This window comes from Gemmatimonadaceae bacterium (genome assembly GCA_016720905.1).
GTDB lineage: Bacteria > Gemmatimonadota > Gemmatimonadetes > Gemmatimonadales > Gemmatimonadaceae > Gemmatimonas.
This window is the reverse complement of the sequence record JADKJT010000002.1, coordinates 27365-40128: the sequence shown is the minus strand read 5'-3', so window position 1 is coordinate 40128 and position 12764 is coordinate 27365. Positions and strand designations below refer to the sequence as shown.

The window sequence follows — 12764 nt, the reverse complement described above, 5'->3', positions numbered from 1 at the left end:
GGCGCTCAGCCTTCGTCGGTGAGCGCGCGCGAACCGCGCACCAGTTCTTCCAGCGCACGCTCGACCGTGCCGCTCCACTGCTGCAGGCGTTCACGCAGGGACGCGAGTTCTGCCCGTGTCTGCGTGGCATCGCGCGCCGCGTCGTCGTGCAACGCCATCAGTTCCACAATGCGGGCCCGCGTCACCTCGAGCGACGTCGAGAGGCTGTCGCGTTCACGCTCGGTGTCGTCGAGCAGTTCATGGACGCGCGCGCGTGTTTGCGTCAACAGGGTGCACATGGCGCGCCAGGCATCCCGCTCCAGGGTGAGTTGCCGACGCGACGCGGTGTCCTCCGCCAGACGCTCGCGCAAGCGCGCCAGGCGCTGGACCAGCGTCCCGTTGCCGTTGACCGCGGTCCCGGGTCCCAGCACGGCCAAGGCGGCCTGCAGTTCACGATCGAGTTCCGTCGCCCGGCGCGCGTGCTCGTCGCGCGCGGCGCGCGTTTCGTCGAGCGTGGCCAGCGCATCACGCAACGCCCGCAACTCGACGGCGATGCGGCGTACGCCGCGCGCGTCACCTTCGGCCACCAACCATCGCAGCGACGCGACAAAACCGCGCTCGAGCGTCATGTCGCCCGTGGGCTCGATGCGATCGACGGCGCGGGCCGGCGTGATCGGGGTGCGCGGCGTGTCCATCGACTAGCCGCGGTCGGGGTCGCGAGGACGCACGCGGCCGGGTCGACCGATGCGCTTGGCGCGGTGCCGCGCGGCCTTCGCGCGGTTGCCACACGTGCCCATATCGCACCACCGGCGCAGGCCATTCTTGGTGGTGTCCAGGAACACGCGATGGCAACGGATATCGGCGCACTGGCGCACCCGGGTGAGTTCACCGGTCACGAGTGCATCGGCGGCGGAGTCCACGATGGGGATCATCAGGCCGGCGAACGCATCGCCGGTCGGAACAAACGCCCGCGCAAAACCGCCGTCATCCTGTCGATCGACTCGACGGGTGCCGGCGCTCCGGCCAAGCACCCGGTTGATCTCCGCAACCGCATCATCACAGATGCGGTCAGAGGAGAGCCCCCGTTCCGCCAACACCCGAAGCGACGCCCTCACGCGTCGCGCCTCGACCACGGTGGCGGCGGCAGCGGCTGGCTGCAGCAGAGCTCGCCTGCGAATCCCCGCCGCGCGTTCTTCGTCAAGTGCGCCGAAGGCCGTCAGCCAGCTGAGGAGGCTGTCGAGGTCGCGAAAACGGTCGCCCAGCGACGCTTGCGCGGCGGCGTCCGTGTTCACGAAATCGAGCCAAAGGCGCGATCGTGCAGAGGTTTGAGACGGCGGCCGGTCGGGAGCATCGGCCCGCCGCGAATCGGGTGTGGAGACGGGCATCTCGGCGGCTCACGTTACATGGATACGTGCCAGCGAGCAAGATTCCTGAAGATACTGGTAACCAGCAAATCCCATCATACAGGCTTACGCCGATGCGACTCGTACTTGTTGGATCCACCAACCCGGTGAAAATCGCCGCCGTGCAAGCCGTGATCCGGCGTCGATGGGAGGCCTGTGAGGTGCGCGGCGTGCATGCCGACAGTGGCGTGCCCCCGCAACCCTTTGGCGACGAGGAAACCCAGCGTGGTGCCCGGACGCGGGCGCATCACGCGCTGGCGGCCAGTGCCGATGCGGATCTGGCCATCGGTCTCGAAGGCGGCGTGGTGGTTGCGCCGCACGGAGCGATGCGCACCTGCGCTTGGGCGGTCGCCATTGACCGTCACGGCCAGGAGGGAATTGGTGGCTCCCTGGCGATGCCGCTCCCGGAGGCGGTCGCCACTCGCGTGCGGGCCGGCGCAGAACTCGGGCACGCGATGGACGTCGTGGCGCAGACCATCGACACCAAGTTCGGGCGCGGAGCGGTCGGCATCCTCACTGCCGGTCTGATGAATCGACAGCAGGCGTACGAACCCCTGGTGACCTATGCGATCGCTCCGTGGCTGGCGCCTGACTACTTCGACGCTCCGGGTCGATAGACCAGGAGTGGCAACGACGAGTGTCGAATCACCTCGTCCGCCACGCTTCCCAATACCACCCGGGCGATCCCACTGCGCCCGTGCGTGGCCATGGCGATGGCACCCGCGTGACTGGCCGCCGCTTCCTCGAGAATGGCACGCCCGACGGCCATGTCGGTGACCGCATTGGTCAAAGTTCCCGGGGCAGTCCCGGCGGCGAGACGCGTGAGATACGCTGCGCGGTCATGTTCTTCCTGTTCGAGCACGGTTGGGTCGGCCAACAGCGACTCGGTCGCAAACGGTGCCATCGCCACGGCGTGCGGGGTCGTCACGCTGAAGAGCTTGAGGCGCATCCCGCACGCGTCGGCAAAGCCAGCGGCATGGGGCAGGATCTGTTCGGCAAACGGCGAACCATCAAGCGGGCACAGCAAGGTGCCGCTCGGAAGGGCGGGCAGGGAGGGGTTCCCGGCGTCGCCGCCTGCGCCATGCACGAGCAGCACCGGCGTGGTGGACCGGGTGAGATACGCCGTCGCCACACTTCCCAGACGGAGGCGGGCAAATCCGCCGCGACCATGGGTGGTCATCACGGTGAGTTCCGACGCCACCTGCTGTCCGTATTCAACGAGCGACTCGATCACGGTGCCTTCAAGCAGAACGCCGGTGACCCGCACTCCCGACGCGGTCAGTGCGGCGACCGTTCGATCGAGAATGGCCTGATCCGCCTCACGCCGCTCGCGCACCATGGCCGAATCGTAGAGGGGCACGGCGACTTCGCCGGGAACGAACGGGATAAACGCGCTGGGATCATGCACCAGCGCGAGATGCACCATGGCGCCGGTTCGGCGCGCGAGTTCGACGGCCACCGGCAACGCGCGAGCGCTGAAGTCAGAGCCGTCCACCGGAACGAGAATGGTCTTGTACATGGATGAATCCTGCGTCGGCACATGCCGTGCGGCTAGAGGGGATCCACCGACAGCGGTGGGGCATTCGGCACTTTCGCCGACCGCCAGGGCTTTACATACTGCGTCATGCCCTCTCCCCAGCCGTTTCTGGTGTCCGACCGCGTGCGTTGGGCCGACGTCGACTTCGTGCGCATCATGCGCTTCAGCGCGTTCACGCGATTGATTGAGGTGGCGGAGCAGGAACTGATGCGCGCAGCCGGGTTGCCCTACACGACCATCTTCGACGCGCCGGCGATCTACCTGCCCCGACGGCAGTTGAGCATCGAATATTTTGCGCCGGCGCGACTCGATGACGAGCTGTCGCTGGTCACGTTTGTGTCACGGGTGGGCGAGAGCTCGTTGACGTTCAACGTCGATGTGTGGGCCTCGGCACACGGGACGCTGATCGCGTCGGCGTCGATGGTGGTCGTTTGCGTCGCCGTGGAGACCTTCGCCAAGCAGCGCCTGCCGGATGCGATTCGCGACGCGGTGGCACCGTGGGTCTGCTCGACCGAGGCGGCACGCGCCTGGATGCGTCCCGCCGTGTGAAATCGACGCCTCACGCGCCGTCGTTGGACTAGATTGCTGCATGGCTGATACCGCACCCGCGCCGACAGGCGCTGCCACTGGCGATGGCGCCTATGTGCGCAAAGGCTTCGGTCTCAAGGCCGAGGTTCAGGACACCCTCGCGGCGGACTACACCGGTGCGCTGGTGGACCTGCTCCGCGCACGCGACTTCACGCTCGCATCGGGCGAGACGACTGTGCGTCTGGCGCGCGAGTTCGGGTTTTGCTACGGCGTCGAACGCGCCGTCGACTACGCGTACCAGACTCGCCGCAAGTTTCCCGACCGCCGCATTTTCCTGGCGGGTGAGATCATTCACAACCCGCATGTGAATGCCAAGCTCCGCGAGATGGGGGTGGTGTTCCTGCCCCCAAGTGGCAAGGGGTTCGACTATTCGGCGGTGCGCACGCCGGATGTCGTCATCCTCCCCGCGTTTGGTGTGACCATCCAGGATTTTCAGGCGTTGCGTGAACTGGGATGCGTGGTGGTGGACACGACCTGCGGATCGGTGTTGAACGTGTGGAAGCGCGTTGAGGTGTACGCGCGGGACGGCTTCACGTCACTGATTCACGGCAAGTACTATCACGAAGAGACGCGCGCGACCGCGTCACAAGTCGAGAAGTATCAGGGTGGCCAGTATCTCATCGTGCGGGACATGACGGAAGCCGAGATGGTCATGGATTTCATCGAGGCGAAAGCGGGCCGGGAGCCGACGCGTCGGGCGCTGAGCCGCGAGGCGTTTCTGGAACGTTTTGCGAAGGCCGCATCCGACCATTTCGATCCGGACCTGCATCTGGATCGCATCGGCGTCGCCAACCAGACCACCATGCTGGCGCGAGAGTCGCTGGCCATCGGTGCGGCCGTGGGTGAGGCGATGTCCCGCGCCTACGGCCCATCGCATCGCAGCGAGCATTTTCGCACGTTTGACACGATCTGCAGTGCCACGCAGGATCGACAGGACGCGGTGGTTGAACTCCTGGAAGAGAAACTGGACTTGATGATCGTGGTGGGTGGCTACAATTCCAGCAACACGATCTCCCTCGCGGCGTTGTGCGCCGAACGGGTGCCGACCTTCCACATCGCCGATCCTGATGAGATCGACGTGCCGCAGAATCGCGTGCGGCACCGTCTCATCGGTCCGCACCATGTCGAAGCGGAGCAGGACCAGTGGCTCGCGACCACCGGGCCACTTCGCGTGGGGATCACGGCGGGCGCGAGCACGCCGAACAACAAGATCGGAGAAGCGGTGGCACGCGTGTTCGCCATCCGCGGGATCGATCCGACGTCCATCGTGTAGCGACCGATGACGCCGCTCCGACGATGTCCCCGGCAGTGGATGCCCTTCGTCATCGTCGGCATCGCGGTCGTGTGGATGGCGGCGTGCGGGCGGAGCCGTGGCGCGGCTCGCCCGGGCCAGACACTTGGTGTGGCACCGACCACGGTGCGGATGCTGCTGGTGAATGACGTGTATGTCACCGACACGCTGCGAGATGGAAGCGGCGGCTTGGCGCGCGTGGCGGCCATCCGCGATTCCATCGAGCAGGCGACCGGCGCGCCGGTGCTGTTCGTGCTGGCGGGCGACGTGCTCTCGCCCAGCGTGCTGGGCAAATGGTACGGCGGCGCCCAGATGGTGGAAGCGTTCAACGCGGCGCGCCTGGACTATGCGACACTGGGCAACCATGAGTTCGACGGGTCGCGGTCCAATCTGGTGGCCCGCGTTGGTGAGTCGAAATTCCGTTGGCTGTCGGGCAACTGCGGTGAGTCGAGCGGGGCACCGTTCGCGTCGGTACGCGGATGGGATACGTTGCATCTGGGCGGCGTGAAGATCGGCATCATCGGCACGACGGTGCAGGTGACCTACCCGTCGTATGTGCGATGCCGCAACGCCGACAGCGCGACGACGGCGCTGGTGGACACGGCGACGGCCGCCGGGGCGGAGTTGATCGTCGCGCTGACGCACCGCTTCATGCGAGAGGATTCGCTCACGCTGGAAACGGAGCCGCGCATCGCGGCCATTCTTGGGGGGCATGATCACGATGGCCGGCATCTGGTGCGCGACGGCCGGGTCTTGGTCAAGGCGGTTTCGAATTCCCGGACGGCGGTCCTCGTGACCTTCACGCGCGCCGGCACGCGCTGGGTTGCGCGCGACCGCGTCTTCCTGATCGGGCCGGGCATGCGTGACGAACCGAAAACGGCGGCTGTCGTTGCGCGCTGGCGCGATTCATTGTCGCGTCGCCTCGGGCCCGACCGCATGCTGGGAGTGGCCCCGGTCGCCATCAATGCGATCGATTCCATCTCCAAACGCGAGAGTCCCTTTGGAAATCTGATTGCCGACGCGATGCGTCTTGGCACGCGCGCCGACGTGGCCATGATCAATTCCGGTGCGCTGCGCTTCGATGATATCATGCCGGCCGGGCCGATCACCTCGCTCATGATCGAGGGCATCTTCCTTTTCGCCGATGAAACGCGGGCCGTAACGTTTCCGATCTCCGGCGCGCGACTGCGCGCGCTGCTCGAGGTGGGTGTCGGTCTCGGCGGATTGGCGAATGGGCCGTATCCGCAGGTGAGCGGGGTGCAGTTCGGGTTTGATGCCGGACGGCCGAGTGGGGCGCGCATTGTGGGTGAACTGCGGCGAACCGACGGGCGTGTGCTGACCGCCACCGATATCGTGCAGCTGACGTTCGTGACGTATCCCGCGTGTCGTGGCGGTGACGGGTACCGAATTCCTGAAGCGGCGGCGGCCTGCGCCGCGATCGAACGCAACCCGACGTCGTCACCGCGCACGGCCGACCTGGTCATTCGACATCTGGACGCGATGAACGGACGCATCGTGGCGCCACCAATCGGACGAGTAACCCGCCTGGACCGGTAGCCGACGCCGGGTGTCTCCTGCATGTTCTTGTGAGTTCAACACTCCTACCAGGATAGATCGTGTCGATGCACGAACCGCTTGTCCCTCCCAACGCTGATGCGCTCGCCCGGCTGCGACTCGATGGCAAGGTGGCCATCGTGACCGGCGGTACCCGCGGGATCGGTCTGGCCATCGCGACCACATTGGCCCGCGCTGGTGCCAAAGTCGCCATTTCCAGCCGCAAGCCGGAGCATGTGGACGCCGCGGTGAAAGCGCTGAAAGCCGAGGGGCATGATGTGATCGGCATCGTGGCCCATATAGGCAAGGCGGCCGATGCCCATGCGGTGGCGGCGCGCACCGTCGAGCATTTCGATGGGATCGACATCATCGTGAACAATGCGGCAACCAATCCCATCTTCGGCCCCTTGCAGCAGGCCGGCGACGAAGCGTTTGACAAGATCTTCAGTGTGAACGTGAAGGGTCCGCTCGAACTGTGCCGGACGGCGCACACGGTCATGGCGCAGCGCGGTGGCGGCGCCATCGTCAACATCGCCAGCATCGGCGGCGTTTCGCCCGAGGCCGGCCTCGGCCTGTATAGCATGAGCAAGGCGGCGCTGATTTCGCTCACCAAGGTGATGGCGCAGGAGTGGGGCGCCGATGGCATTCGCGCCAACGTCATTTGCCCCGGGCTGATCAAGACGAAGTTCAGCCAGGCGCTCTGGCAGGACGCGCACATCTCGAATCAAGTCTTGGGCCACCAGCCGATTCGACGCATCGGCACGCCATCGGATGTGTCCGGCCTGGCGCTGTTTCTTGCCTCGGACGCCGCGGCGTACTGCACGGGCAGCGTGTACATGGCCGATGGCGGGTATCTCTCATGAGTCACGGCACCGTCGTGGCTCCCGAGGAGCTTGAGTTGCTGCTGGCCACGGCGCGGGCGTTCGTGCGCAATGAACTCGTGCCGCGGGAAGCGGAATTGTTTCGCGCCTCGTGGAGCACGGCGGAGCCGATCCTTGAGGGGCTTCGGGAGCAGGCGCGCGCGCTGGGGCTCTGGGCGCCGTTTCTGCCCGAGGCATTCGGGGGCGTCGATCTGCCGCTGGACGCGTATGCGCGCCTGTTGGAAGTGCTCGGATGGACCCCGTTCGGGCACTACGTCTGCAATTGTCAGGCACCGGACGTGGGCAACATGGAGCTGCTGCTGCAGTTCGGCACGGACGCACAGCAGGCGCAGTTTCTCGCGCCGCTGGCGCGCGGTGCCATTCGCAGCTGTTTTGCGATGACCGAGCCGGAACATGCCGGTTCGAACCCCACCGTGATGTCGACCCGCGCCGTCCGTGATGGCGATGAGTTCGTGATCAGCGGACACAAGTGGTTCACCTCAAGCGCGGACGGTGCGTCCTTCGCGGTCGTCATGGCCGTGACCGATCCGGACGCCACGGCGCCGCATCAACGAGCGAGTCAGCTACTCGTGCCGCTGCCATCGCCTGGCTACACGCTTGTTCGCAATATCTCCGTAATGGGCGAGGCCGGTGGCGGTTGGGCCAGCCACGCCGAAGTGCGATTCGACGAGGTGCGTGTGCCGGCGACCAACCTGCTGGGGCCGCAAGGTGCCGGCTTCGCCCTGGCGCAGGAACGGCTCGGTCCAGGGCGCATCCATCATTGCATGCGCTGGATCGGCATCTGCGAACGCGCATTCGACCTGATGTGTCGACACGCCGTCTCGCGCGAGCTTGGCGCCGGTGAAGCGCTGGCCAGCAAGCAGGCGGTCCAGTTCTGGATTGCGGACTCGCGTATCGAGATCCATGCCGCGCGACTCATGGTACTCGACGCCGCCGCAAAGATCGCGCGGGCCGGGCAGGAGGCGGCACGCGAGGAGATCGCCTATATCAAGGTGTTCGTCGCCAATACCCTGCAACGAGTGCTCGACCGTGCCATTCAGGCGCACGGCGCGCTTGGCATGACCGATGATACGCCGCTGGCATGGTGGTATCGTCACGAGCGGGCGGCGCGCATTTACGACGGTGCTGACGAAGTGCACAAGACGGTGATCGCCCGACGCGCGCTGAAGCCGTACGCGTCGGCGCGCGGACCGCGCGGCTGAGTCGCGACGCACCCGCGCATGGTTGACCACGACGAGGACACGATTGACGTTCGCGTGGAGGAAGCCATCGATCGCGACGCGTTGCGCACGTGGCTGGCCGCTGTGGTGCCTGAGATCGTTCCGGCGGGCGCGCAGCTTGAGGTGCGTCAGTTCCCGTCGGGATTCTCCAATTTGACGTATCGCGTCACGCTCCGCGCCGAAGACGGCGCGCGCGCCTATGTCCTGCGTCGACCGCCACGCGGAGTGAAGGCCGGCAGTGCCCACGATGTCGGTCGGGAACACGACTTACTGGCGGCGCTGCATCCGCTGGGTGTGCCGGTGCCGCGGGCCATCGCGCGCTGCGACCGGCCGGACGTCATTGGGGCACCGTTCTACCTGATGGAGTTCGTCGATGGGGTCATCCTGCGCGGTGCCGTGCCGTCCGATTTGCCGCGCGATGCCGATGCGGCGTCGGCCACCCTGGCGCAGCTCTCGCACACGTTCGTCGCGACTCTGTCGCTCGTGCACGCGGTGGACGTGAGCAGCGGACCGCTTGCGGCGCTGGGACGCCCCGAGGGCTACGTACAGCGTCAGGTGGATGGATGGACGCGGCGCTGGCATGCCTCGCGTACCGACCACGTGCCGGACCTCGATCGCGTGGCGCACTGGCTGGCCGCCCATCGACCGCCGGATCGCGGGGCCACGCTGATTCACAACGATTTCAAGTTCGACAATCTCGTGCTCGACCGCGCGACGATGCGTCGCGTCGTGGCCATTCTCGATTGGGAAATGGCCACCATCGGTGATCCCCTGATGGACCTCGGCACGGCGCTGGCCTACTGGGTCGAGGCCGGCGACGCGCCGGTGTTCAAGATGCTGGGGCTGGGAGTGACCGCGCTCCCTGGGGCCCTTTCGCGCGCGAGGGTGGTTGAAGCGTACGGGGCCGCGAGTAGTCGCGATGTGAGCGATGCGGCGTTCTACTATGCGTTCGGCCTGTTCAAGGTGGCCGTCATCGCGCAACAGATCTATGCGCGCCATGTGCAGGGTTTGACGGCCGATCCGCGCTTCGCCACGTTGGGCACCGTGGTCGCCGCGCTGGGCGGCGCCGCGGCGGATGTCACCACCACGCGGGTCATCTGATCCCCATGAGCGACGCACCCGTCACGGATCATGTGGTCACGCGACTGCTCGACCAGGCGCGTCATGGTGATCGCGCGGCGATCGACCAACTGCTGCCGCTGGTGTATGCGGAGCTGCATGTCATCGCGGAACGTCACATGGCGCGCGAACGCGACGACCACACCCTGCAGCCAACGGCGCTGGTGCATGAGGCGTATGTGCGTCTGGCGCACGGGGCGGCGATCGATGCGAGCGGTCGGCTGCATTTCCTGCGCCTCGCGTCACAAGTGATGCGACGCGTGCTGGTTGATCACGCCCGTGCGCGTCAGGCGGCCAAGCGTGGTGGCATGTTGCTGGTCACGTTGGACGAATCGGCCGCCGGGCACGAGACGCCACTGCTCGACCTGCTGGCGCTCGACGATGCGCTCACGCGTCTCGCCGAGGCCGAGCCACGATGGGCTGAGGTCGTGGCATTGCGGTTCTTCGCGGGGCTCGAGATCACGGAGATCGCCGAGACGATGGAGATCTCGACCGCCACCGTGAAACGGGACTGGCGCTTCGCTCGCGCGTGGCTGGCGCGCGCGCTGGACGGGGCGCCGGTGTCCCCGGATCGCCCGGATGAGTGACGCGTCGAACCCGCACGGTGCGGAGTCGGCAAGTGCCACCACCGGGGCGGCACGCCTTCGTCGGATTCGCGAGTTGTTCGATGCCGCGGTGGATCGGGATGTCAGCGAGCACGCCGACCTGTTGGCGCAACTTGCACCGGGCGATGCGGCGTTGCACGCCGAGGTGATGGACTTGCTGCACGCCGATAGCGCGACGGACGTGCGATTGGCGTCGCCGCTGGACAGCGCGCTGGCACGGTCGTTGTCCGCGTCGATGTCAGCCGCGGACGACATGGTGGGCGCGCGGCTTGGCGCCTACGAGTTGGTGCGATTGGTTGGTCGTGGCGGCATGGGGACGGTCTATGAAGCGGTGCGGGTGGATGATCAGTACCGCAAGCGGGTGGCCGTCAAACTCGTCCAGCAGGGACTGGATTCCGCGTTGGCGCTGACGCGGTTCCGACGCGAGCGACAGATCCTCGCGAATCTCGAACATCGGAATATTGCGACGCTGCTTGACGGGGGTGTGACGGCCGATGGTCGGCCGTTTCTGGTGATGGAGTTTGTACAAGGCGCTCCACTGACGAGTTGGTGCGATCAGCGCCAGGCGACGATCCGTGAGCGCGTGTCGCTGTTTCGACAGGTGTGCGCGGCCGTGCAACACGCACACAAGAATCTGGTCGTGCATCGGGACATCAAACCCGGCAACATCCTGGTGACCGACGACGGTACCGTCAAGCTGCTGGATTTCGGGATTGCGACCCTCCTCACGGTTGATGAGGATCCCGACATGCCGATCACGCGAGGCGCCGCACGCGCCTTCACCCCGGAATACGCGAGCCCGGAGCAACTGCGCGGCGACGTCCTTTCCACCGCCAGCGATGTGTACTCGCTGGGCGTCGTGTTGTTCGAACTGCTCACGGGGCGGCGACCGCATCTGGTGAGCAGCCGCGCGCTGATCGATCTCGAGCGCGCCGTGCTGGAAACGCCATCCCCACGCCCCAGCAGCGTCATTGCCGACGAGGTAGTGTTCGCGCGCGGCGAACGGTCGGCTGATCGCCTGCGTCGGCGACTGCAGGGTGACCTGGACGCGATTGCGCTGCGGGCGCTCGCCCCGGAAGTCACGCGCCGATATGCGTCGGTTGAAGCCATCGCCGATGATCTGCGCCGGTTCCTCGACAACCTGCCCGTGCGCGCGCAGCACGACTGGGCCGGCTATCGCCTGGGCAAGTTCCTGCGACGCAATGTCGCGGCAGTCGCAGCGTCGGCGCTGGTGGTCCTGGCGCTGATCGGCGGTGTGGCCACGACCACCGCGCAGGCGCGGCGTGCCCGGTTGGCGCAGCTGCAGGCCGAGCAGGTGAGTGGTTTCCTGCGCGCGATCCTGAGCTCGGTGAAGCCGGCCACTGGCGGTCGCGATGTCCCGGTCTCGGAGATCCTCGACTCGGCGGCGACGCGACTGAAGGTCGACCTGGCCGATCAACCGCTGGCCCGGGTGGACCTTGAGCGCGTCATCGCGGCGAGCTATCAGTCGCTGGGGCGCTATGACGATGCGGACCGTCATCTGCGCGAGGCGTTGGCGCTGCGCCGCGCGCGCGGCCGCGACGGTGTCGTGGCCATCCTGAACGATCTCGGTGGCGTATTCCTGAGTCGTCGTGACTTGCCGGGCGCCGACTCGGTCTTTCGCATTGCGCTGTCGTTGCATGACTCCATCTCGTCCGCACCCGACACCATCCGTGCCCTGATCTATGACAACATGGGAACGGTGGCGCACGACCGTGGCGACCTGCAGGCAGCCGCGCGACTGCATGGCATCGCGCTGGCCGAGTTGCAGCGACTGCTGGGTCCGACGGACGACAGGGTGGCCATTGCGTTGAACAACGTGGCCGTGGCGCGAGGCGATCTGAATGACTTTGTCGTCGCCGAGTCGCTGCATCGCGAGGTGGTCGGGATCGTGCGTCGCAATCACCCGGAACCCAACACGCTGGTGGCGGACGCGGAAAACCAACTGGCTGGTGTGCTCGACATGCAGGGCAAGACCGCCGCCGCCGAGAGCGTGTTCGTTCGCGTGCTCGCACAGCGCAAATCACTGCTGGGAGACCAGCATCCGGACTACGCGTACACGTTGTTCAGTTACGCGATGAATCAGATGGACTTGAAGAAGTATCAGAGTGCGATTTCGGCCTGCGGGCAAGTGCTGGCATTCCGCGGCAAGACGATACCCGAGGCGCACCCGTCGGTGGCGTCCTGTTTGCAGACCATGGGGCGCGCCAGGGATCAGTTGGGCGATACCACAGGTGGCCGGGAGGCGCTGGAAGAAAGTCTGGCGTTGCGCCGGAAGCACCTGCCGGCAGGCAGTTGGCTGGTGGCGAGCTCCGAAAGCGTATTGGGTGAGCACTTCACCAACGTGAAGGACTTCGCGACGGCGGAGCGTCACCTGTTGCCAGCCGCGGCCGTGCTGGCCGAGCAAATGAGTGATGCGTCTCCGCGAACGCAGTTGGCCCTCGCGCGTCTCGTCGCGCTCTACGACGCGTGGGGGAAACCGGATCGCGCGGCCCAGTTCCGGAAGCGTCTGACGCCCCCAAGGCAGGGCGCACCGTGATCCATGGCCCCCCGATTTTGCGCCTTGTTG

The 12764-nt window shown here is 66.4% G+C and carries 12 protein-coding genes; 9 read left to right on the top strand and 3 right to left on the bottom strand.

The features are described from left to right. Positions 1-5: 5 nt before the first annotated feature. Together IPP90_02455 and IPP90_02450 are read right to left on the bottom strand one after the other, a co-directional pair. Positions 6-674, bottom strand: a complete 669-nt coding sequence (locus IPP90_02455) for a hypothetical protein (protein ID MBL0169578.1) — start codon at positions 672-674, stop codon at positions 6-8. A gap of 3 nt (positions 675-677) precedes the next feature. After that, on the bottom strand, positions 678-1271 hold the full coding sequence (locus IPP90_02450; protein MBL0169577.1) for a CGNR zinc finger domain-containing protein: 594 nt from the start codon (positions 1269-1271) through the stop codon (positions 678-680). 185 nt (positions 1272-1456) lie between these two features. On the opposite strand from IPP90_02450, the gene yjjX reads away from it, so the two are divergent. Further along, positions 1457-1999, top strand: a complete 543-nt coding sequence (yjjX, locus tag IPP90_02445; protein MBL0169576.1) for an inosine/xanthosine triphosphatase — start codon at positions 1457-1459, stop codon at positions 1997-1999. On the opposite strand, the gene IPP90_02440 is transcribed toward yjjX, so the two are convergent. Beyond that, the gene (locus tag IPP90_02440) at positions 1975-2901 is read right to left on the bottom strand and encodes a universal stress protein (protein MBL0169575.1); all 927 of its coding nucleotides are present in this window, start codon (positions 2899-2901) and stop codon (positions 1975-1977) included. The two genes, yjjX and IPP90_02440, sit on opposite strands and share 25 nt — an antisense overlap. Before the next feature lie 105 nt (positions 2902-3006). Here IPP90_02440 and IPP90_02435 point away from each other — a divergent pair, with 105 nt between their 5' ends. The 8 genes from IPP90_02435 (at position 3007) to IPP90_02400 (ending at position 12734) form a co-directional block, all read left to right on the top strand. Continuing rightward, positions 3007-3468: an acyl-CoA thioesterase gene (locus IPP90_02435; protein MBL0169574.1), complete on the top strand. Its 462-nt coding sequence runs from the start codon at positions 3007-3009 to the stop codon at positions 3466-3468. 40 nt (positions 3469-3508) lie between these two features. Continuing rightward, positions 3509-4780: a 4-hydroxy-3-methylbut-2-enyl diphosphate reductase gene (locus IPP90_02430; GenBank protein ID MBL0169573.1), complete on the top strand. Its 1272-nt coding sequence runs from the start codon at positions 3509-3511 to the stop codon at positions 4778-4780. Positions 4781-4786: 6 nt separating this feature from the next. Further along, complete coding sequence (locus tag IPP90_02425) at positions 4787-6355, top strand: bifunctional metallophosphatase/5'-nucleotidase (GenBank protein MBL0169572.1); 1569 nt, start codon at positions 4787-4789, stop codon at positions 6353-6355. Positions 6356-6420: 65 nt separating this feature from the next. Further along, positions 6421-7215 (top strand): SDR family oxidoreductase, encoded by a 795-nt coding sequence (locus IPP90_02420; GenBank protein ID MBL0169571.1) that lies wholly within the window; start codon positions 6421-6423, stop codon positions 7213-7215. After that, positions 7212-8435, top strand: coding sequence for an acyl-CoA dehydrogenase family protein (locus tag IPP90_02415; protein ID MBL0169570.1), 1224 nt, complete (start codon positions 7212-7214; stop codon positions 8433-8435). The genes IPP90_02420 and IPP90_02415 overlap by 4 nt, the downstream gene beginning before the upstream one ends. Before the next feature lie 18 nt (positions 8436-8453). Continuing rightward, on the top strand, positions 8454-9554 hold the full coding sequence (locus IPP90_02410) for a phosphotransferase family protein (protein ID MBL0169569.1): 1101 nt from the start codon (positions 8454-8456) through the stop codon (positions 9552-9554). Between the two features lie 5 nt (positions 9555-9559). Continuing rightward, entirely contained in the window at positions 9560-10159 is a 600-nt protein-coding gene (locus IPP90_02405; protein MBL0169568.1) for a sigma-70 family RNA polymerase sigma factor, read from the top strand. Then, on the top strand, positions 10152-12734 hold the full coding sequence (locus tag IPP90_02400; protein MBL0169567.1) for a serine/threonine protein kinase: 2583 nt from the start codon (positions 10152-10154) through the stop codon (positions 12732-12734). Before IPP90_02405 ends, IPP90_02400 begins: the two co-directional genes overlap by 8 nt. Positions 12735-12764: the final 30 nt, after the last annotated feature.